Source organism: Paraburkholderia ginsengisoli NBRC 100965 (assembly GCF_000739735.1).
GTDB classification, from domain to species: Bacteria; Pseudomonadota; Gammaproteobacteria; order Burkholderiales; family Burkholderiaceae; genus Paraburkholderia; species Paraburkholderia ginsengisoli.
Genome location: NZ_BBJF01000012.1, coordinates 62,721 through 84,224, shown reverse-complemented (window position 1 = coordinate 84,224; position 21,504 = coordinate 62,721). Strand labels below are relative to the sequence as shown.

The 21,504-nt window shown below is 61.5% G+C and carries 13 protein-coding genes and 1 pseudogene; 5 read left to right on the top strand and 9 right to left on the bottom strand.

The features are described 5' to 3' along the window. Positions 1–220: 220 nt before the first annotated feature. The 7 genes from BGI01S_RS29030 to BGI01S_RS20400 all read right to left on the bottom strand — a co-directional run bounded on the left by BGI01S_RS29030 (position 221) and on the right by BGI01S_RS20400 (position 13,477). The gene (locus BGI01S_RS29030) at positions 221–3,418 is read right to left on the bottom strand and encodes a glycosyltransferase family 4 protein (protein ID WP_084585437.1); all 3,198 of its coding nucleotides are present in this window, start codon (positions 3,416–3,418) and stop codon (positions 221–223) included. 48 nt (positions 3,419–3,466) lie between these two features. After that, on the bottom strand, positions 3,467–4,876 hold the full coding sequence (locus BGI01S_RS29125) for an FkbM family methyltransferase (RefSeq protein ID WP_062857795.1): 1,410 nt from the start codon (positions 4,874–4,876) through the stop codon (positions 3,467–3,469). A gap of 48 nt (positions 4,877–4,924) precedes the next feature. Then, positions 4,925–5,776 (bottom strand): GDP-mannose 4,6-dehydratase, encoded by an 852-nt coding sequence (locus BGI01S_RS20425; protein WP_042327825.1) that lies wholly within the window; start codon positions 5,774–5,776, stop codon positions 4,925–4,927. Next, on the bottom strand, positions 5,773–6,828 hold the full coding sequence (gmd, locus tag BGI01S_RS20420) for a GDP-mannose 4,6-dehydratase (RefSeq protein ID WP_042327824.1): 1,056 nt from the start codon (positions 6,826–6,828) through the stop codon (positions 5,773–5,775). The genes BGI01S_RS20425 and gmd overlap by 4 nt, the downstream gene beginning before the upstream one ends. 38 nt (positions 6,829–6,866) lie before the next feature. Beyond that, the gene (locus BGI01S_RS20415) at positions 6,867–8,279 is read right to left on the bottom strand and encodes a glycosyltransferase family 2 protein (RefSeq protein WP_042327823.1); all 1,413 of its coding nucleotides are present in this window, start codon (positions 8,277–8,279) and stop codon (positions 6,867–6,869) included. Positions 8,280–8,283: 4 nt separating this feature from the next. Further along, positions 8,284–11,754, bottom strand: a complete 3,471-nt coding sequence (locus BGI01S_RS29025; RefSeq protein ID WP_052400500.1) for an FkbM family methyltransferase — start codon at positions 11,752–11,754, stop codon at positions 8,284–8,286. 307 nt (positions 11,755–12,061) lie between these two features. Continuing rightward, entirely contained in the window at positions 12,062–13,477 is a 1,416-nt protein-coding gene (locus tag BGI01S_RS20400; RefSeq protein ID WP_042327822.1) for a mannose-1-phosphate guanylyltransferase/mannose-6-phosphate isomerase, read from the bottom strand. Positions 13,478–13,886: 409 nt separating this feature from the next. On the opposite strand from BGI01S_RS20400, the gene BGI01S_RS20395 reads away from it, so the two are divergent. Beyond that, positions 13,887–14,627 carry a sulfotransferase domain-containing protein gene (locus BGI01S_RS20395; protein WP_157004237.1) on the top strand — a complete coding sequence of 247 codons (741 nt, stop codon included), beginning with the start codon at positions 13,887–13,889 and terminating at the stop codon, positions 14,625–14,627. A 293-nt stretch (positions 14,628–14,920) separates the two neighbouring features. Then, a complete protein-coding gene (locus BGI01S_RS20390) occupies positions 14,921–15,769 on the top strand; it encodes a glycosyltransferase (protein WP_042327820.1) in 849 nt (282 codons plus the stop codon). Between the two features lie 2 nt (positions 15,770–15,771). On the opposite strand, the pseudogene BGI01S_RS31180 reads toward BGI01S_RS20390, so the two are convergent. Further along, positions 15,772–16,066 (bottom strand): annotated as a pseudogene (locus BGI01S_RS31180) (NAD-dependent epimerase/dehydratase family protein); the annotation flags it as partial. Between the two features lie 138 nt (positions 16,067–16,204). Beyond that, positions 16,205–16,582: a glycosyltransferase family protein gene (locus tag BGI01S_RS31175; RefSeq protein WP_232624310.1), complete on the bottom strand. Its 378-nt coding sequence runs from the start codon at positions 16,580–16,582 to the stop codon at positions 16,205–16,207. A gap of 984 nt (positions 16,583–17,566) precedes the next feature. Here BGI01S_RS31175 and BGI01S_RS20380 point away from each other — a divergent pair. From BGI01S_RS20380 to BGI01S_RS20370, 3 genes are read left to right on the top strand one after another with little or no spacing between them, the layout of a single operon-like run. Next, positions 17,567–18,526, top strand: coding sequence for an NAD-dependent epimerase/dehydratase family protein (locus BGI01S_RS20380; RefSeq protein ID WP_042327819.1), 960 nt, complete (start codon positions 17,567–17,569; stop codon positions 18,524–18,526). Between the two features lie 44 nt (positions 18,527–18,570). Beyond that, on the top strand, positions 18,571–19,599 hold the full coding sequence (locus tag BGI01S_RS20375; RefSeq protein WP_042327818.1) for an MraY family glycosyltransferase: 1,029 nt from the start codon (positions 18,571–18,573) through the stop codon (positions 19,597–19,599). Positions 19,600–19,610: 11 nt separating this feature from the next. Beyond that, positions 19,611–21,491, top strand: coding sequence for a polysaccharide biosynthesis protein (locus tag BGI01S_RS20370; RefSeq protein WP_042327817.1), 1,881 nt, complete (start codon positions 19,611–19,613; stop codon positions 21,489–21,491). Positions 21,492–21,504: the final 13 nt, after the last annotated feature.

The following is a 21,504-nucleotide window of genomic DNA, read 5'->3' as shown; positions in this document are numbered from 1 at the left end:
CGATCCACTTGTTACGCGTGCCTTCTTTGATCTGATTCAAGAAAAATCAGGCAATCGAGCGGCTGCGTAGAAGAGCGACTGAGTGGAGCGTGTTACGCACTTGATTGAGATTTGGTGCCTTGGCGGGATGAAAAGAACAGACCCACAGGGTACCCGACCGATGTGTCAGCCCGGCCTTGTACCGCTCCCAAGCGCAGTTCATCGACTCGATGTGCATTCCCTACGCAATCCTGCTCTTCGGCTGCCACGTCGTGTACCACGCATCTTCAAAAATCGCGTCACACATCTTGCGATAGCAGTTGTCCCAGGTGAATTCCGATCCGGAGCGCGGACGGGGCGTAAAGCCGGTCGCGGCCCAGTTTCGCAGTGCCGTGGCAAGCGCCTCCGGATCGGTCCCAGAGAAGTAACAGGCATCGTCGCCGGCCACCTCCCGGAATACCGGAATGTCACGCACCAGAACCGGCAAGCCCGCCTGAAACGCCTCGACGATCGGCAAGCCGAATCCTTCGCTGACGGATGCCATAACGAGTCCCGAGCTTGCGTTATACAGGGCGCGAACCTCGTCATCGCTGCAGCGAGGCAGCCAATGCAAACGCTTGCCAAGCTCAGGTGAACGCTGAAGCTGGTCGGCGAATTCGTCCATCTTCCAGCCCTGCTTGCCGATGATGATGAGATTGAGCTTCTCATCGACTTCCCATAGACGTTCGAACGCTGCGAAGACCTGTGTGTGGCCTTTGCGGGGTTCGACCGTGCCCACCATGATGACGCTCGGTCGCTGCCTTGCATTGTCGAGAGCGGGCTGCGTGGCCGGCGAAATCCGCCCTTCCGACTCTTCCTTGCGAAAGTCGTTTCGAAAATCCGCGCCGAGATGAGCGAAGCCGATCGGCAGAGGCTTGTTGCGCAGACTAGGGTCTTCGTCGAGCCAAGCCATCACGTCATCCGCGACAGACTGGGAAATGCAAAGGGCGGCGTCGGCGATGCCAAGCAGATTGCCATACCAGTTCTGCGTGACGAGCTTGACGAAATCGTCATTGAAATATTGAGGACAACGCAACGGGAGCAGATCGTACACGAGCAGCACCACGCGCAGTCCGTTCAAGCGCAGGCGCCGCAATTCGTCGAATTCGGCCGCTGTGATGACGGGATTGACATCAGCGAGGAGCAGCACATCGCCAGGCCGGACATCGACCGGGGCCTCCGGCAGATCGAGTGGCGGCAGATTCAGCAGGGACAGGGGTCTCGCATAGGTATGGCGTAGCTGCCCTTCGCGGATCCGTACTGCTTCTCCGAGGCGGCCGTGTGGCGGTGCTTCGAGAGCACGACGGGTGATTTCGCGTACGACGCGTTGAATGCCCGAACCCGAATCGATCCGCGCCAATTCGGAAATATCGATCAGCAAGCGGTTATGGCCTCCGCCACGCCAAGGCGAGGGGAAGCTGCGGACTATACCGCGCGACGCAGCCGCGATGCCGTTTGGCAGCGCGGAGACTGCCTGGAGATCTGTCCGCATGCTTTGTGCAATGACGGAGGTGCCGGGCGTCGAGTAGACCTCTTCGATAGCATCGGCACAGATCCGGGCCGTGGCTTGAGCGGGCTGCTTTTCTGCGGGGATCACGACAAGCGAGCGCATCGCGTCTTGGCCGAAATGCTGGCTCATTACTCTGGTATCGAGGCACGAGTGCAGGATGACGCCGACCGCTTCCTGCAACACAGAAAGATTACACGGATAGTGCCGCAGCGTGGCTTCAATGCCGTTCTGTTCAGCGAAGCGCAAAGCCGGATATCCGTGGGCCTGCAGCAGCCCTGCCTGGAATTCATCGGGACGTCCCCGTTCGCTGCTAGACGTGTACATCAGGTCGGACAGCGATGCGTCATGCAGTACGACCAAACCTGGGCAGCGCGGCAACAGGGTCTCGATCTGGTAGCGGTGCAACGACGAATTGCCGATTTGATAAACGACGCGATCGAAGCGTCGGGCTTGCGCCAGGAAGTCTTGCGGCGTCAGTCGTGGAAATCCCCACAGGCGATGCTCCGACGTTTCCTCCTCACTGACGAGCGTGATGTCGTAGTGACGCGCGAGGCTGGGTAGTAGTTCTGCACTGTATGCGGCGACAGCAGTGTCCTGCGGCGGCAATGGCGAGACGAAGGCAAGGCTGAGGCGTTTCGGCAAGACGCTCGCGATGCGTGTGCGACCTTGTCGTGATCGTCTTTCAAGGATGGCCTCGAGCGCATCCCAACCCCTTTCGGCCGACGCCTGCCACGTAAAGCGTCCGGCCTGAAGTGGACCGTAGCTTGCGAGTTCCTGCTGAAACGCCGGATTCTCCAGTACCTTGCACATGCAAGCGGCAATGGAGTCGGGGTCTTCGGGGTCAAAGGTCGCATCTTCGCGCCCGATGACTTCGGGAAGACTCGTGGTATTACTAACAATGGTCGGCGCGCCGCATGCCATCGCCTCCCCAGCCGGCAAACCAAAACCTTCGTGCCGGGAAGGGAAGACAAAGAGATTGCAAGCGGAATAGAGCGCCTGCAAGTCGTTCTCCGCCACGAAGGGGGTGTATACGAGACTCTTGGCTGGGATGCCGAGTTCCGCCGCTTTCTGATAGAGCCTGTGCCGGTCTCGTTGCCCTGCTATGAAGAGCTGATGTTTCGTTTGCAATGCCTTCGGCAAGCGCGCATACGCTGCCAGCAACCCCGCTTCGTTCTTGTTCGGCGTGTCCGCGGCAAGAAACATGATGAACGCGTCGCTCAGGCCATAACGCGCCAGCAACTCAGCGCGTTGGTCAGCCGGCAGTGGCATTGGATGAAACTGCGGCCCAATACCGGCCCGAATGTTGAAAACGCGTTCCGGCGTGAACGCAAGATGGTCGATCGCCTCGTTACGGCTCGATTCGGAAATGGCGAGCAGGCCTTCGCACGACGCCAGCTCCTGAATGCCACGGTAATACCAACGCGTGTGCGGCGAAGGTACTTTTGAAGTTCCGAAGAAGTCCGCATGTCGCAATAGCGGGATCAGATCGTAGAAGGTCGCGACCACGGGCAACGGTTGCAGTTGGCGCGGCTGGCAACTGACGACGTCGTTGTCTTCGAGCATGCTGCATACGTGCACGAGGTCTGGCTGCAGGGAGGTAAGGAATTGCGCGCGCAAGGTTTCAGCAAAGGCAAGGCGGGGTGCGTCTTGCAGCAACGGTACCGCGCCGCGCGGCGGATGCCAGACGCGGATGTCCGCGCGCGGCAGAACTGACGAGAAGGTTGCGATCAGTTCCTCGGCTTTCTCCATATAGCTACCATTGAGCGCAATGATGACCTCATGCTCCCGCGCATTGCGGGCCATGGCCAGCGCAAGCTCCCGTGAATAGCGACCAATACCGCGGTCGCTGCCGCTTCCTTGGGCTGCCTGTAAATCGATCACAAGACGCATAGTGTCTGTTCTAAGAGTGCAATAGAGGGAGCATCGAGACGCGGACGATCAAGCCGATGTCGCAATGGCAGGATCGGTCGTGATCAATTGCCGATACAAGCGCGCCTCTTCAGGGCTAAGATCGGTCTCACTCGCAGGGGCGGCTGCCGCCACCTGTTGCTGCATGACCGCGGTTTGCTCGTACACCCGATAGCGACGAGCCAGCCATTCTGCCGGCCGTGGGGCAACCGCACGAACAAACCGCAAACCGCGTTGGCCTCCCGGCAGCCCCAGCAGGAATCGGCCGCCGCGATGAAACACCTCGCGAGCAAGCTGTTTGGTGGGCTGCATACGTCGCACCATGCGCAGCGGCGCGGTTACGCGCCAACACGTGCTGTTGAGCATCGCGGCCACTTGCTCGTTTGCCAGTCGCGCGGAGTGCTGCGCCGCGTGTGCGGCGCGCTGCGCGTCGTCGCCGCGCAGCGTCTGCTCGGCCAGAGCCGCATGGGCTCGCCGGGTCGATTCGTCCAGCGTTTGCGCCATCTGTTCTACTTGTTGCATGGCTGCGGCCGCACGATGGTTGGCCGCGTCGACGAGACGCGCGAACTGTTCGACGGCGGTGGCTGCCTGACGGCTCGTCGAATCCGCGTCACGCAGTGTTGCGGCTGCCTGCTCCTGTACACGCTGCGTTTCTTGCGCTGCTTCTTCGCGCACATGCTGCAGTTCATGGGCAGCCTGTACACGAGCCTGCTGCAGTTCCTGTTCGGCACGCTCGGCACGTTGCAGGAACTCGAAAGGCGTCCGAAACCCGTCAAAAACGTTGGGCTGAACCCGGAAGTACGCTCCCAGTTCGTGCTTCTTCTCGTCGGCCAGGTAAAAGCGGTTCAGTCCGTCGAACCACACGAAGCCATAGCCTTGCGACGTGAGCATCGGCTCCCAGTCGGCATAGGATTCTTCCTGCGAATTCGGCAGGGTGGCTTCCACCAGCACGATCCATGGGCGAAAACGCTGGAAGTCGGCGCCGGCCAGGACATCGCCTTCGGCGCCCTCGACATCGATTTTCAGGAAGTGAATGAGGCCATCGGGGCAGTGTTGCCGGCAGATCTCGGCGAGCGGTAGCGCTTCGATGGTCTCTTCCGTCACATGCCAGCCAGCAGCCTGATGGCGGGCGGCGATGTCGGCATCGACGGTGGAAAGGCCGCTGCCATCGATCCGGTGGAAGTGGAGCGATTTCGCTTCGCGACTAGCGGCGAGGCGAAGATTTACATCATGGGGCCGCGCCGCAATCAGCAATTCAAAGAATGTTGCGTCCGGCTCCAGATTGATGCCGTGCCAACCGTGGTCGTAGAAAAGTCGCGTGACCGACGACATCTTCGGGTCCGCTGCCCCCACATCGATATAAAACCCGTTGCAAACGTGTCCGAGCGCGCGCCAAAGCATGACGTCTTCTTGGTTCTGTGCGAAGGAGGTCAATGTCATGAGTGATCAGGACGTGATAGTGGTGGAGCGACGAAACATTTCTGATTCTCAGAGCATACGCATGAGCGTTTCTCGCAGCGACGGGACGTCGAGCGAGACGCCGTTCGCGTGAAGCAGGCTGTTCAGTTTGTCGGGGTTGCCGCAGAGCCGATGCACTTCGTTCTTGCGCACGAAGGCTGGATTGACTTCGATCGCCATCGGGTGCCCTGTGATTGACTCGAACGTGTCGATGATCTCTCGCAGCGTGTATGGCTGGCCTGTGCAGACGTTGTAGGTTTCGCCGGCTTGACCGTGCGACAACAATGCCATATAGGCATCGCAAACATACTGCACGTCGTTGAACTCGCGCTCGACGTCCAGGTTGCCAAGTGCTACCGAAGGGGCGCGCTCGGCAAAGTGTTTGGCGAGCTTGGGGATCAGGAAATTGACGCTCTGATCATGCCCCGTGTAGTTGAAGGGCCGACTAATGACAATGTTCAGCCGCTCTGCGTAGGTCCTCGCCATGTATTCCATCGCCAGCTTGCTCATCGCGTAATGGTTCACCGGCGCCGGCGGATGCGTTTCGTCCAGTGGGGATTGCTCGCTGTTGCCGTACACGTTGGCACTGCTCGCGATCAGCACGCGCTGCGGCGCGGTGGGCAATTGTGCGAGGGCATCGAGCAGATTCGTCGTGCCGACGACATTGACGCTATAGAACGCGCTGAGATCGGCATGTCCGACGAAGCTGATGGCCGCCAGGTGGACGACCGCATCCGGCGCTATCTTCGGCACTTCGTCCTGCAGCGCATCTTTGTCAGTGAGATTCGCGTGCAGTTCGACGATGTTGTGTCCCGCCGCCGCGGCTTGCGCCGCGAAGTGGCGGCCCGTAAAGCCGTGGGCTCCGGTGATGAGGATCTTCAAAACGAGAACCCGTCGGCGTTGCGGCGCAGATCGGCTTCGACCATCATCTGGCACAGTTGCTCGAGCGTGGTGTGCGGCGCCCACCCCAGTTTGGCTTCGGCCTTGGCGGGGTCGCCGATCAACAGATCGACCTCGGCCGGGCGGTAGAACTTCGGGTTCACGCACATAACCGTCTTCCCGGTGGCCGTGTCCACGGCCGATTCCTGTTCCCCACAGCCCTTGAAATCCACCGTTATGCCGGCGCCTTTGAACGCCATGCGAACGAAGTCGCGCACCGTCTCTGTCCGATTTGTGGCGAGCACGAAAGTGTCGGGCTCCTCGGCCTGCAGCATGCGCCACATGCCTTCAACGTATTCTTTTGCGAAGCCCCAGTCGCGCTTGGCGTCCAGGTTGCCCAGTTCCAGCACGTCCAGTTTGCCGAGCTTGATCTTGGCCACCGAGTCCGTAATCTTGCGCGTCACGAATTCACGCCCGCGCAGCGGACTTTCGTGATTGAACAGGATCCCGCTGGACCCGAAGATGCCGTAACTCTCGCGGTAGTTGACCGTCATCCAGTGCGCATACAGTTTTGCTACGCCATAAGGGCTGCGTGGATAGAACGGCGTGTCCTCCACCTGAGGGATCGCCTGGACCTTGCCGAACATTTCGGAGGTGGACGCCTGATAGTAGCGAATCTTCGGGTTCGTGAGCCGGATCGCTTCCAGCTGGTTCAACGCGCCGACACCGGTGATCTGCGCGGTGGTTGCCGGCTGGTTGAAACTGACACCGACGAAGCTCTGCGCTGCGAGGTTGTAGACCTCGTCCGGTTGGACATCTTGCATCAGCGTGATTGAGTTGCCCAGATCCGTCAGGTCATATTCGACGAGTTGCAGGTTTGGATTGTTCTGGATACCGAGTTCCTCGATACGCCAGAAGTTGACCGAGCTCGTGCGGCGATATGTGCCATAGACTCGATATCCCTTGTTCAACAGCAGTTCAGCCAGATAGGCGCCGTCCTGCCCGGTGATTCCGGTGATGACCGCACATTTCTTCGAGATCTGAGAAGTATTCATGACAGTGATTGACGTCGATACGGATGGGTGACAGGCGCTCAGTTCGTAGCGAGCGGACGCAATGCCAGCGATTGACGATCCAGCCCGGGATTGAACATCGGATCGTTGTACAGATAGGTTCGCCAGCGTTTGAGAAAGCGGTTCAGATCGGTGCCGGGAGGTGCCGTTTCGCCGCGCGAAGCCTTTTCATGATGAACCAGCTCAGCATGCGGCGTATAAACGATCCGGTATCCCAGCATCTTCAGCCGCAGACACATGTCCACGTCGTTGAATTCCAGCGTGAACACCTCGTCGAAGCCGTTGATCTCTTCGAGGACCGAGCGCCGGGTCGCAAACACGGCGCCGGTGACCATCGACCATTCACGATGGACGATCGCCCAGTCCTGATAGGTCGGCTGATCGGCAGGCCAGCCGAGCCAGGTGTGGGCGCACGTGCTGATTAGTCCGCCTGCCATCCCCGCGTGCTGAAGGGTACCATTCGGATACAACAGCCGCGCGCCAACGCCACCGACATCCTCCTGCATTGAGAAGGTCAGCAGCGCTTGCAGCCAATCAGTCGAATCAGCGCTAATGTCGTCGTTCATCAGCACGACTTGTTCAGTCTGGCTCAAGCGCCAGAGCTGATTCATCTTTTTCGCGTAATTGAACGGCTCCCCGGGAGCGCGCTTGGTGACGATGCGCGTCAGTTCGAAGGGCCAACGCCTGTCAGCATACGCCGAGCCGTCAGCCAGGTCATCACCGACGATGACTTGCACTCTGTCCATCGGATAGTCGAGACGCGCGATGGTTTCGAGCAAGCCGGTGATGAATGGACGGTTCCCCGCTCCAAGGCTGCCTTGCCGAGTAGGGATGCACAGCGTGACGGGCGGCATGTCGTCCGCATTTCGTCTTAGTTGCAACGCGTAGGGCGCAATACCCGGCCTCAGTTCGAAATGCGAGCGGTCCTGGCCAAGCCAGGCCTTTATCACGCGCTGACGGTCTTGCCGTGGAACTTGCGGGTAACGCTTGTCACGCGTCGCGAGGATCTGTGCAATGCGGCCGATGGCGACGCCAGTTTGGACGGCCTCTAGCAGCAGCGCATAGCTGAAGGCGACACCATGGGTCGTCGCGGCAGCCTGGAGCTTGCTCAGGACCTTCGCCTGAACGGCGATCGGCAGACCGATGTAGTCATAGGCGAGGAGCAGCGCCATATCGAATTCCGGACGCAGATCGAGCGCCTTATCGCGCTGTAGACGCTGATCGACGTAGAAGATGCCGATATCGGGCCGACCCATCGCTTCGCGTTGCAGGACCGAACCGAACTCCTCGGAGAGTTCAGTGCCTGCATCGCTCAGCACGTACCAATGCGGGCCGTCCTGAATTTGTGCCGCCCGGCCTTTCGTGTCGCGCAACTCACCGGCTGGGGTGACGGTCAAGGGAACCACAAACGAGTTCGACAATAGGTTTTGCATGAGGTCAGGCCCGTCGTTGTGGCGCGAGAAGTTGCTCGATGCTTTGCTGAATCAGCGCGCCGACCCGCTCGGGCGACAAATCCGTGGCAATGCGTGCACGTGCGTTTTCTCCGATTCCGTGGTCGCCCTTTTCAACAAGCGCGGCAGCCTTTTCGAGTGACTCGGCCAGATGATCTTCGTCGACTTGGGCCCAGACGTTGCCGGTCGTGTAGGCGCCGTGATCATCTTGCAGCGCGCTGACGGTATAGCGAACCGGAAACCCGCAGCTATCGTCCAGGAAGTCCCGTGTGCCGCTATAGTCGGTGGCGACCACGATCTTGCCCATCGCCATCGCTTCGGCGACTGTCAAGCCGAAGCCCTCGGCGCAATGCGGCGACGCGTAGATGTCGGCCATCGCCATCAGGTTGCGCATAGTGTCGAGATCGAGTGCGCGGTTAATCAGCACGACGCCATCCGCGGCATCGCATAGCTGCTGCAACTGGTTGCCCTGTTGCTGCATGTCGAACAGATGCTTGGTCTTCAGCACTAGCTTCCAGCCGGATCGCGCGAGGCGCGTTCGTGCAAAGGCTCGTACCAGCGCGAAGGGATTCTTGCGCACCAGATAGCTAGAACCGTCGAACGCATAAACGATCACGCGATTCTCAGCCTGCAGGCCGATTTCCACCTTGGTCCGGCGAATCTTGTCCGAGCTGGGCAGGCTGGGTGGTACCGTCACAACATACGGAATCACGTGAACGGGCGCATCGGTACTCGCTGCGAATGCTTTCTGGCAATAGCGGCTGGGAGCCCAGATCGCATCGACTGAACCGAATGTCGGATGCCAGTAGTTCGGAATATCTTCCGTTTCCCAGACGAAGAGCCCCAGTTTCAATGGGGCGCGCTGTATTGTCTGCCTTTGTTCTTCGATCAGCAGTGCCGGCCAGGCCTCTGGATTCAGATGGATGGCGACCACGTCGGCCGGCCCGGAAAAGTCGTTGATGTCCAGCGGCAAAGCCATACGCCGGTGAATATGGAAGGGGCGTTTGATCGGCGCGACATTGAGAGCGTAAGGGGTGCGCCGCAGGGCCGACAAATAGGAGCGGCTCGCGACGCCGAGGCCGTTTGCATAGTTCCAGGGGCCGATGAGCTGGATGGCCGGCGGCAGCGCAGAGCCGGGCAGATGCCGGGGGAGCGTCGAACGAGTCGGCACGCGGGACGGCGCCGTATTGTTCGCGGCTGGATCGGGATTCGCCGCAATCACCTGAAGCGCGGGCTCGGCCAGTGCCAAGTCATAACCGTGCGCCGTCAGTACCGCGCGCCAGCCGCTGCTGTCCACGCCTTCGATCTTGTCGCGCAGCGCCATGATTTTGACGAACGGGAAGCCATCGTCGATCAGCCTCTTCCAGTCGAACAGCGTGCGGTTGTCGCGATTCTCGGACGGGAACAGCACAGCATGGGAAATTCCGCTTGCACGCAGCGTAGGGGCGAACTTGAGTTCATACTGCTGGATGACATCGTGCTTCGTCGGCAGGATCACGACGCTGTTGAAAAAGTCCTGAAGAACGGGCGATGCCAGCGCCCCGCGACGCAGCGCGAGGAAGAAACTCTGGACGTGCCACTCATATTCCCAGCTTTCCGTCATGCCGATCATATCGGCGGGCTCCGAACGCAGGCGACACAGCAGCTTCTCGAAAAGTGTGTCGTTGAACGGGCCGATGAGGCTGTCATTGAGCAGGTAGAGCGTATCGCTATCGAACAGCTCTGGTTCCAGTTGGAGTACATGCGCCCAGGCGGCGAAGTCGAGCCCGAGGTTCTCGCGCACGACCAGCGTATCGACCTCGTCGAGCGGCAACGCATCCTGGTCGAGCCACGCCGCGTCCGCGGCCACGATCAACGTGACTTCGATGCCATGGCGGCGCAGTGCCGCAGTATACGGGCGCACGTGCGGTTTGAGCTTGCCGTCTGGCGAGTGCGTGACGAACAATGCGACCTCGCGGCCGTGACGCGTCGCTTTGCGATATTCGATGACCGCGTTGGTCACGGGTGGGCCGAGTGGGGCGCCAGACTCGTCTGTCGGATACGTGGGCGCGAGGCCGCTACCGTAAAGCGCCTGCTGTCGCCGTGCGCGCAGAAACGCGATGCGCGCGGGCATCCGATGAGGCGTCGCTGCCCACCAGAGGGCTTTAGCTCCGCGGCGCAGCGTTGAGCGAACAGAAGCCGGGATTCGGATCGTCGGTTTTCTGGAAGGTGCTTGCTGTCGTCGTGCTTGCAGAAACGCGATGCGTGCGGGTATCCGATGGGGGGTCGCTATCCACCACAGTGCCTTGGCACCTTGACGAAGCGTTGAGCGCATCGGAGCCGGCATCCGGGTCATCGTCCCGCGCAGCGGGGCCGCCATTCGCCATGACGCGCTGTTCATGATCTCCGCGACGCGTTCGTTAGCCCTCTGCGCGTCGCGTCGCACTTCATCGTTACGCCGTTCCTGCTCGGCCCGCGCTGCGCTGGACCGGCGCGTTGTTTCGTCGAGCCTTTGCGCCATCTGCGCAATGGCTTCAGTCGCGCGGCTGTTCGCAGCATCGGCTTTGCGCGCGGACTGCTCCACTGCCTCGATCGCTTCGCGGCTGATGGTATTCGCCTGGCGCAATGTCTCGGCGGCCTGTTCGCAAGCCCGTTGCATCTCCTGCGACGCCTGTTCGCGAACCTGTTGCAACTGCTGCGAGGCCTGCTCGCGAACCTGCCGCAGTTCGTGAGCAGCCTGCTCACGAGCCTTTCGCAGTTCCTGTTCGGCTCGTTCCGCGCGTTGCAGCAGGTGCACAGGGGCTTCAAAGGCGTCGAAAACATTCGGTTGAACCTGGAAGTGTTTTCCCAACTCATCCTTCATTTCGTCGGCCACGTAGAACCGGTTCAGGCCGTCGAACCAGACGAACCTATAACCCTGCGAGGTGAGGATCGGCTCCCACGCGTGGGACTCTTCCTGCGACAGCGGCAGCGTCGCTTCCACCAGCACGATCCACGGGCGGAAGCGGTTGAAGTCGGCGCCAGCCAGCACATCGCCTTCTGCGCCTTCGACGTCGATCTTCAGGAAATGAATCGGACCGTGAGGACGATGCAATTGGCAGATCTCGGCGAGCGTCAGCGCCTCGACGGTCTCCTCCACCACGTTCCATCCGCTCTCGCGATGACGCGCCGCGATCTCTGCGTCGAAAGTCGAGAGGCCGGTGCCATCGATTCTGTGGAAGACATGCGAGGCTGTTTCGCGACCCGCGGCGAGCTGCAGGTTGATGTCATGGGGACGCGCAGCGCTCAGTACGGCGAAGTAGCTCGCCTGAGGCTCCAGATTGATGCCGTGCCAGCCGTGGTCGTAAAAGAGCTTCGTCACCGACAGATCGGCGGGATCCGCGGCCCCAACATCGATGTAGAACCCGTTGTGCACGTGGCCGAGCGCACGCCACAGTATGATGTCTTCCTGGTTCTGCGCAAAGGAAATCAATGTCATGAATGGTCAGGCCGTGATGTTCGTGGTGCCGAGAAATATTTCTACCATGATTGACTGATGAATCACAGAGGGGGGCAGGCGGTCGACCATCTCATTGTGCGCGGTGGGCCGCACGGACAGGGGCCCCGTTTGCGCCAGAGGAGGCCGAAGAGGGCCGTACGACCTTGACGCGAGACGAGCCGCAAAGGCACGGAGCAGAGCGTTGACCATCGTGCCGAGGTGAAAGCCGACGCTGCGAAATGCTCAGTCCAACAGCCGCGTGCGGCTTCGCTCGGGCTGCTCTCGCATGGTAGCCGCGGGTCAGGCGTTAGCTGCGCCCGTAGATATCCTCGAAACGCACGATGTCGTCTTCGCCCAGATATTCGCCGCTCTGCACTTCGATCATGACCAGATCCAGCACGCCGGGGTTTTCGAGGCGGTGCTTGTGGCCGGCAGGGATGTACGTGGACTCGTTGGTACTTACGAAGAAGTCCCGGTCCCCATTGACCACCCTGGCCATGCCGCTGACTACGATCCAGTGTTCGCTGCGGTGGTGGTGCATCTGCAGACTCAGGCTCGCACCCGGCCTGACCTCGATGCGCTTGATCTTGAAGCGCGTGCCTTCTTCCAGCACGGTATAAGTGCCCCACGGACGGGTTACCGTGCGGTGCAGTTTGTAGGCTTCGTGGCCCTGCTTTTTCAGGCGCGCCACCACCTTCTTGACGTCCTGCGCCTTGTCGGGGTGAGCCACTAGCAAGGCATCGGGCGTGTCAATGATCATCAGATTGTCGACGCCCACGGTCGCCACCATGCGGTTGGGGTTGTGCACATAAGTGTTGTGGCTATCGACGAAGATCGCCTCGCCGGTGGTTCGGTTGTCGTTGGCGTCGGGCGTGGACAGGTCGCGCATCGCGACCCACGACCCGATATCGCTCCAGCCGAAGTCGGCAGGGACGACGGCGACGTGGTTGGAGCGTTCCATTACCGCGTAGTCGATCGAGATATCCGGTACCTGGGAGAAGGATGCCGCAGGGATTTCAAGCGTGGCGCCGTCGTGAGGCATCGATGCCCAGCAGGCCTCAACTGTCTTCCCGACGTCGGGTGCGTGGCGGGACATCTCGTCGAGGATCGTGCCTGTCCTGAAGCAGAACATCCCAGAGTTCCAATAGAAATTGCCGGCCTCGATATATTCGCGCGCCTTCTCCAGATCGGGCTTCTCAACGAAGCGCAGCGCGCGTTTGCCGCTGCCAATGGCTTCGCCTGCCTCGATGTACCCGAAGCCGGTTTCCGGAGCGTTGGGCACGATGCCGAACGTGGCCAGATGGCCTTGCTGGGCGAGGTTAACAGCCGCCTCCACGGCCTCCTCGAAGCGGTCCTGGTCGCGGATCAGATGGTCGGCCGACAGCACCAGCATCAGCGCTTCGCGGCCATACCTTGTGGCTACGTAGTGCGCCGCGAGGGCTATGGCTGGGGCGGTGTTGCGCCCCTGCGGTTCGAGCAGGAAAGCGCTGGCCCGGTCCACCTCGGCCCGCGCGAGTTCATCCTTGCTCATGAAATAGTAGTCGCGATTAGTGACCGTCAGGATTTCTGCGCCCTTCTCGGTCACCGTGGCCGCCCGCCGGTAGCTTTTATGCAGCAGGCTCTCCCCATCTGCCAGCTTCATGAAAGGTTTCGGATAGCCCTCCCTGGAAACCGGCCATAGTCGGGTTCCGGCGCCGCCGGCAAGTATGACGGGAATCAGCATGGTTCTCTTCATCACATTGCTAGGAAAGGGTAGGATTCTACCCGTAACCGGCGGTAATCGGTTACAGGCGATCGACAATGTGCGTTGCGCTGACCATCCACTGCCAACGAGCGGCAGTTGCTCATTCCACCGGCAGCGTGCTTGCCGTTTGGTATGGCGGGCACTCCGAAACCCGGCGCGATGGCTTGGATGAGATATCCGGGATTTGTGGCCTCGCAGGCTAAATTCTGAGCCGTCTAATCTCCGAGCCGCCGCTTGCTTGCGCATCTTATCGAACTGACGATTGATCGCCCGCTCTTGTCACATGCTTTGTTCAGCCGTCACAAACATCGCGCGGCGCGTCCCCGACAAATCGGCGCCAGGCAACTGCCCGGGTACCGCAATCAACCAAATCGTATAAGGATCAATTATGCGTATTGCCATTATCAGTTCTCCGCGAAGCGGAAATACTTGGGTGAGGTCGGTGCTGGCGAACAGTCTCGATTTGCAGGAAATCGCGGTACATAATTATTTGGACGCGCCGGCCGAATTGCCGCCGCGCTGCATCTTTCAGATTCACTGGTATCGCGAGCCGAACTTTCAGCGTTTCCTCGAAGAGAATCACTTCAAGTCGGTCATAATCGGACGGCATCCGTTGGACGTCCTGCTTTCCGTTTTGCAATTCATCCGCCACGAGCCCGCGACCAGTCAGTGGTTGCTGGGCAACGCAGAGATTCCACTCGATCTGGCCGGCCAGTCCCCTAGCTCCGATGCGTTCACCGACTATGCATTGGGGTGGGGTGCCGAAAATCTTTTATCGGTCACGTATCAGTGGTGGCATGATCAGCGCGCGCTGCGTGTCAAGTACGAGGACCTCGTGGAAGGCTCCAGCGAAAAGTTCGCCCGACTGGCCTGTGCCCTCGCCGGCGAGACGCCACGCGCGCGGCTCGACGAATCGCTGAAACGATTCAGTTTCAAGTATTTTCAATCGCTGCCCAATCATCACGGATGGGCAGGGCGCGCTGGCCTCTGGCGGCAACTGATTCCCACGCGGGCGGCGCGGGCTATTTACACGCGACACCGTCGTCTGTTCGACGTGCTCGGGTATGAGGTTCCGTGGACCTGGACGACGCGTCGGCAGGCGACGCGCAACTGGGACTCCTTGCGTTGACTTTCCCTGAAGGCAAACGCTTGCCTGGCGGCCTTGTTTTCGTCCGGGTATTCAATTGCGCGCAGTTGCTGGATGCCCCCAATTCGACACCGTTGTCCGAAACGCCGAGTTGTTGCAAAAGAGATTGGTCAAAAAGTAGAATATCGGCGGTCCCGCGGCCAGCGCGTGGAACGCGTGCTCCAAGTAACAAATAGAAAAGTCGGTTGCGAAAAGTGCGCATTTTGAGCACACTCGCCGCTCTCGACCGGCCCTTTAGACCATCCGCACACGATGCCCAATCCTCGCGTTCCGAGATGACAGTGACTGCAGTATCTAGCGTGGATCAAGCCGGGTTGACCGTCTCTGTGGTTGTGTTTTATCCGGACCGCCAACTGCTTGCGCGAACCTTTGCAAGCCTCGCACGAGCCCGCGCCGCGTTGGCGCGCGCCGCACCGGGAATGTCTGTCCACATGTATCTGGTCGACAATGGCGGCATGCCCGAGATCGGCGAGAGTTTCGCGATGTTGTCGCAAGCTGGCATCAGCTGCACGGTGCTCACTGGACACGGCAACGTCGGTTATGGGCGCGGCCACAATATTGCCATCGAGCAAGCCACGAGCCAATTTCACCTGATCCTGAACCCGGATATCGATATGGACGCGCAGGTGCTGGTGGCCGCCTGCGAATTCTTCGGCGCCCATGCCAACGCTGGCTTGCTGGCGCCTCGGATCGACGACGCGGCCGGTGGCGAGCAGTACCTGTGTCGCCGCTACCCGACGCTGCTCGTTCTGCTCGCACGCGGCTTCTGGCCGTCGATCCTGCGCCGGTCAGTGTTCGCGAAACATCTCGCCCAGTACGAAATGCGCGATGTCATGGACGGGACTTCCGTCGTCTGGGACCCACCGATCGTCAGTGGGTGTTTCATGCTGTTTCGCACGAACGTGCTTAAGCGACTCGGTGGTTTCGATCCGCGCTATTTTCTGTATTTCGAGGACTACGATTTGAGCCTGCGCACCCATGAAGTTGCCCGCGTCGCGTATGTACCCACTTTACGCGTCGTTCATCACGGCGGCGGCGCAGCACGTAAGGGTATTTCCCATATCCGCATGTTTGCCGTTTCCGCGTTCAACTTCTTTAGTCGATTCGGCTGGAGGTGGTGGTGAGCCTCGAGCTTGCCGATCGCCAACTGCGCAGCGTGCGGCACAGGGTTATTCGGAATGCGGGAGGGATCTTCGCCCATCAGACTGCTCTTGTGCGCGCCGACCGGATTGAAGTAGCGCGCGCGATCGGTCAGCTTTTCGGCGTGCCGTACATCGTTGCCGACACACCGACCGCGAACTGCCTGACGTTGCGACCGCCTATCACGCCGAGCAACGCCAGTAGGTTGCCGACGTTGTTGCTGTAGTATTCGATCGGCCCGCGACCGATTCGCCCGCCGCCTTCATCGCGGCGAAGTGAAGTCGCCGCGGTGTGCGCCGCGGCATGCGCCTCCAGCCCCGATGTTTCCAGCGTGCTTGGCAGGACGAACGCTTCGCAGGCTGCATAGGCCGAGAGCGCAGCACTGGCGAATCGTGAGCGAGCGTGCCCGCGTAGACGACCTAGTCCGCGCCTTCCGCGAAGCAGGCTTTCGCAGATTCCGGGCCGCGCTGATGGCCGATCAGCACTAGCGTGAGTTCGGGGAGCGACTTCATTGCGCGGATGAGCGCCAGCTGGTTCTTGCGCGGTTGGATGTTGTCCACGTTGAGGACGAAGCGATCCTGAATTCCGAATTCGCTGCGGAACAGTTCCGGCTCGACCGGCTCGTAAAAGCTCTGTTCGACACCGTTGAGCACACTGACGATTTTTTGCTGGGGCAGGTCGAAGATGCGCACGAGCGTGTCGCACCCGATCTTCGAATTCGCCACCACCCGGTCGGTGAGCGAAAACCGATGATGAATCTCGCCGATCGGATAGAGGTGCTTCGTTTCCTCCGTCACTCAGAGACTAGAGGAAACGACCAGCCGTATGCCCAACTGTTTAACAAAGTTATAGAAGTGAACCGAGCCGCCGACGCACGAAAAGGAATGCATCACATCGTGTTCGAGGAAGCGCGGATTCCATAGATCGACCAGCGTGACGTCCACCCCGTGCCCGGGCAGATGCTTGTGATACGCAAGCAGCTGGATCTCCCCCACCTCGGGCGGTATGGAAAGCCGTGGGGCAAGTAGCGAACAGCACTTCCACAGATCGGACTCTATTTGCTCAAACGTTTTCTTTTCGTCAAATCAGCGAAGCGCTGCGCAGACCGATGGCGTCAGCCGTATCGGATCTTGCGTGTCTGAAGTGGATGAAACACCGGCCCGTGAGCGATGCGTTCGCATCCGGGCCCGGATGTTGCGGAACCTTCGCATAGGAACATGCCGCGTGCTGTCGCGGCAATCCGACCTTGACTCGACGTGGCGCGGGCCGGTGGCCGCTCACACAGCTGCTGGGCGAGCCGGATTGTGCTGCCGTCGAACACGTCGAATCTTAGCGAATTCCACATGCGCGAATATGTTTGAGATGTTACGAAGTGTGCGGACGGCGCTTCTGAATCGCCTGTCCGTTTTATCATCACGGCCGGGACTTCGCCGTGCTTAAAAACTGTTGGGCTGCGGGGCACATTTACCGCCGAACCTTCGCGAGGAGTGGGCCGCAGCGGAAGTCGCCCGCATACAATACGTTCCCGATCAGACTTCTCAAGAAGCGTCACCGATGCCAGATTGTATTGTGTCTCATCTGCTTTTCCGGTCCTATTCGGGTAGGGCAACCCCTGTCGGTACACGCCCATGGTCGCGCTCGGGGCGGGCCGTCGCACGCCTCGCGCGGACAAGCTCCGCGATCACGCACAGGGCGGGAGCAGGGCGGCGACGCGGCAAGTCGGCTGCTGGCATGGCGGGGGCGTGGATCGGTTCCGTGACCCGCCTCGCCGGAGCCAGCCGATGACTCACTCTGTGCTAATCACCGGCGCCAACGGCTTCGTCGGCAAGTCGGTCTCCACAGCCTTGCTGCAGCGCGGCGACCGGGTCGTCGGCGCGGTACGCCGCGCCCAGACCGCGGCGCAAGGTGTGCGTGAATGGCTGCTCGACGCGGACGACTTCCAGGGCATCGAGCAACGCTGGCCGGTGACGCTGCAATGCGATGCGGTCATCCATCTCGCCGCTCGCGTCCACGTGATGCACGACACGACCGCGGAGTCGCTCGCCGCCTATCGCGCGACGAACGTCGACGGCTCGTTGCGCGTTGCCGCCGCGGCCCGTCGCGCGGGCGCGCGCCGCTTCGTGTTCGTCAGTAGCATCAAGGCGATGGCGGAAAACAGCGTCGGCCAGCCCATCAAGGCAACGGACCCGCCCGCGCCGTCCGATCCCTACGGCATCTCCAAGTTCGAAGCCGAGCGGGCGTTGCTCGAATACGGCCGCGAGTCGGGTCTTGAGATCGTGATCGTGCGGCCCCCGCTGGTCTACGGTCCGGGCGTACGCGCGAACTTCCTGCAACTGATGGATGCGATCGCCCGGGGCGTGCCGCTGCCGCTCGGCGCAATAGCCGCGCGCCGCAGCCTTGTGTTCGTCGACAATCTCGCGGACGCACTCGTGCATTGCACCACCGATCCTCGCGCGGCCGGTCACACGTTTCACGTCACCGACAACCGCGATCTGAGCGTGTCGGAGTTGGCGCGCGCGCTGGCCACGCAACTGCACGCGCAGCAGCGGCTCGTGTCGGTGCCGGTCGGCGTGCTGCGCCTCGTGGGCCGTCTGACGGGACGCTCGGCGCAGGTCGAGCGGCTGGTTGGCGAATTGCGCCTCGACAGTTCGCATATCTGCGAGTGCCTCGGCTGGTATCCGCCGCACACGGTCGAGCATGGCCTGCTGGAGACTGCCGCTTGGTATCGCTCCACACATTGATCACATAGAACCGAACGCACTGCCCTGCATTGAACCTTCTCCCAATGTCTTCACTTTCCACCTACCCGGTGGTCCATCTGCTGCTATGCGGTGCGCTCGCGCTGGGCGCGTGCGTGGCGATCCTGTGGGCGCTCCTCAGAAGCGGTCTCGCGTGGCGGCTCGCCACCGACATCCCCAACGACCGCTCGCTACACACCCGGCCGACGCCGCGCGTCGGCGGTTGGGGCATCGTGCCGGTGAGCGTGGTGCTGATCTGGCTGGTCGCGCCGGCGCTCTGGCTGCCCGCGCTGGCGGCGGCGGCGCTCGCCGCGCTGTCGCAAATCGACGACCGCCGCGGCTTGCCCGCGCGCGTGCGCTTCGGCGGGCATGCGGCGGCGGTGGCGGCGCTGATTGCCGTCTATCCGGCCGACGTTCCGTGGTGGGCGCTCGCGGCCATGGCGGTTTTACTCGTGTGGCTCGTCAATCTGTACAACTTCATGGACGGCTCGGACGGTCTGGCCGGCGGCATGGCCTTGTTCGGCTTCGGTGGCTATGCGATTTCCGCTTCGCTGCCGGCCGGGTATGCGGCTCATCCGGACCCCGCGCTTGCGCTGGCCAGCGTGGTCTTGGCCGGCGCGGCGGCGGGCTTTCTGCTGTTCAATTTCCACCCCGCGCGAATTTTTCTCGGCGACGCCGGTTCGATTCCGCTCGGCTTTCTCGCCGGTGCGCTCGGCTATTGGGGCTGGCGCGAAAGCGTATGGCCGGTCTGGTTTCCGGCGCTGTGCTTCGCGCCATTCATCTGCGATGCGTCGGTGACGCTCCTCAAACGCCTGCTGCGCGGTGAAAAATTTTGGCAAGCGCACCGCGAACACTACTATCAAAGACTGGTGCAGTCCGGTTTGGGACACGCATCGACGGCATGGGTTTGGTATTTGTTCATGGCGGCGGGCATAATGCTTGCTGTCTGGGCACTGAGATTTGCTGTCCTGTATCAATGGCTGGTTGTCGTCGTTTGGGCTGCCGTGCTGGCAGTCGCCGGGCTATGCATTGATCGCCGCTGGCGGCGCCACACGTCCCGTTCCGGGCAATCCTGAGGTTCTGCGCAATGAAAAGTTTTAAAGCCCGATGGCTTTCGTTCAGTGCGTTTGCGTTCGACTTGTGCGCAGTGGCTCTGGCCTGGCTGCTGGCATACGTGATCCGTTTCAACGGTCCGGTGCCTGCTGTGTTCTGGGCGAGCGGCCTGCATGCACTCGTGTGGGTGCTGCTGATCTACGCGGTGATGTTTCGCAGCTACGGCCTCTATCGAGGCATGTGGGTATTCGCGAGCCTGCCCGATCTCGTGCGCATCGCGAAGGCGATCGGCGTGGGTGCGCTGGTCGTCGTGATCGTCTCGGCGCTGTTGCAGCCGGCGCCGGTGGTGCCGCGCTCCGTGCTGATCGTCTCGCCCATGTTGCTGTTCCTTGCGATGGGCGGCTCGCGCGCACTCTATCGCGCGGCCAAGGAGTTCTATCGCTACGGCGGTCTGGTCGGGCAAGGCAAGCCGGTGCTGGTGCTCGGCGCGGGCAACGCCGGCGCGAACCTCGTGCGCGAATTGAAGCGCTCGGGCGAATGGCGCCTCGCGGGTCTGCTCGACGACGATCCGGTCAAGCAGGGCCGTGAAATCTACGGCTACCGCGTGCTCGGCGCGATCAGCGACCTGCAGAAAATTTCCGCCGAGTTGAAGGTGGAACACGTGATCATCGCGGTGCCGTCGGCGTCGGTCGAAGCACACCGGCGCATCGCCACGCTGTGCGTGCGCGCGGGCGTGCGGGCGATGACGTTGCCCGCGCTCACACCGCTCACGCAAGGTCAGGCGTTTCTGTCGCGGGTGCGTCAGATCGATCTCGAAGACCTGCTGGGCCGCGACCCGGTGACGATCGACACGGAGCACGTCGAAGCGCTGCTGAAGAACCGCGTGGTCATGGTGACGGGTGCGGGCGGCTCGATCGGCTCGGAACTGTGCCGGCAGATCCTGCGCTTCGGGCCCGTGCAGCTGGTCGCATTCGACATCTCCGAATTCTCGATCTATCGGCTCAACGAAGAACTGCGCGACAAGTATCCGGAAGTGTCGGTGGTGCCGATCATCGGCGACGTGAAGGATTCGCTGCTGCTCGACCAGGTGATGGGCCGCTACTGCCCGCACATCGTGTTCCATGCGGCGGCCTACAAGCACGTCCCGCTGATGGAAGAAGTCAACACGTGGCAGGCCGTGCGCAACAACGTGCTCGGCACGTATCGCGTGGGGCGCGCAGCGATCCGCCACGACGTCGCCCATTTCGTGCTGATCTCCACCGACAAGGCCGTCAACCCGACCAACGTGATGGGCGCGAGCAAGCGTCTCGCGGAGATGGCCTGTTCGGCGTTGCAGGCGCAGGGCGCGCGCCGCACGCAGTTCGAAACCGTGCGCTTCGGCAACGTGCTCGGCAGCGCCGGCAGCGTGATTCCGAAGTTCCAGGAGCAGATTGCGCGCGGCGGTCCGGTCACCGTCACGCACCCGGAGATCACGCGCTTCTTCATGACGATCCCGGAGGCGTCGCAACTGGTGTTGCAGGCGTCGAGCATGGGACGCGGCGGCGAGATCTTCATCCTCGACATGGGCAAGCCGGTGCGCATCGCCGATCTCGCGCACGACCTGATCCGTCTATACGGCTTCACCGAGGAGCAGATTCGCGTAGTGTTCACGGGGCTGCGTCCGGGCGAGAAGCTGTACGAAGAACTGCTCGCCGACGACGAAACCACGACCCGCACGCCGCATCCGAAGTTGCGCATCGCGCGGGCGCGCGAGGTGCCGGACAGTCTGATCGACAACCTGCTGCCGTGGCTGATGCAGCACCGCGTCCCGGCCGACGACGAAGTGCGCCGCGACCTGCGCCGCTGGGTGCCCGAATACCAGCCGGCGAGCACGACCGCGCTGCGCAGCGTGAGCCCGGCGACGCGGGCGTCGTAGTGTGGTTGTGTCA

Coding starts and splice junctions, on each gene's coding strand:
- BGI01S_RS20380 (WP_042327819.1), top strand. CDS start 17,567: ATGACTCACTCTGTGCTAATCACCGGCGCCAACGGCTTCGTCGGCAAG.
- BGI01S_RS20375 (WP_042327818.1), top strand. CDS start 18,571: ATGTCTTCACTTTCCACCTACCCGGTGGTCCATCTGCTGCTATGCGGT.
- BGI01S_RS20390 (WP_042327820.1), top strand. CDS start 14,921: ATGACAGTGACTGCAGTATCTAGCGTGGATCAAGCCGGGTTGACCGTC.
- BGI01S_RS20370 (WP_042327817.1), top strand. CDS start 19,611: ATGAAAAGTTTTAAAGCCCGATGGCTTTCGTTCAGTGCGTTTGCGTTC.
- BGI01S_RS20415 (WP_042327823.1), bottom strand. CDS start 8,279: ATGCAAAACCTATTGTCGAACTCGTTTGTGGTTCCCTTGACCGTCACC.
- gmd (WP_042327824.1), bottom strand. CDS start 6,828: ATGAATACTTCTCAGATCTCGAAGAAATGTGCGGTCATCACCGGAATC.
- BGI01S_RS29025 (WP_052400500.1), bottom strand. CDS start 11,754: ATGACATTGATTTCCTTTGCGCAGAACCAGGAAGACATCATACTGTGG.
- BGI01S_RS20395 (WP_157004237.1), top strand. CDS start 13,887: ATGCGTATTGCCATTATCAGTTCTCCGCGAAGCGGAAATACTTGGGTG.
- BGI01S_RS20400 (WP_042327822.1), bottom strand. CDS start 13,477: ATGCTGATTCCCGTCATACTTGCCGGCGGCGCCGGAACCCGACTATGG.
- BGI01S_RS29125 (WP_062857795.1), bottom strand. CDS start 4,876: ATGACATTGACCTCCTTCGCACAGAACCAAGAAGACGTCATGCTTTGG.
- BGI01S_RS29030 (WP_084585437.1), bottom strand. CDS start 3,418: ATGCGTCTTGTGATCGATTTACAGGCAGCCCAAGGAAGCGGCAGCGAC.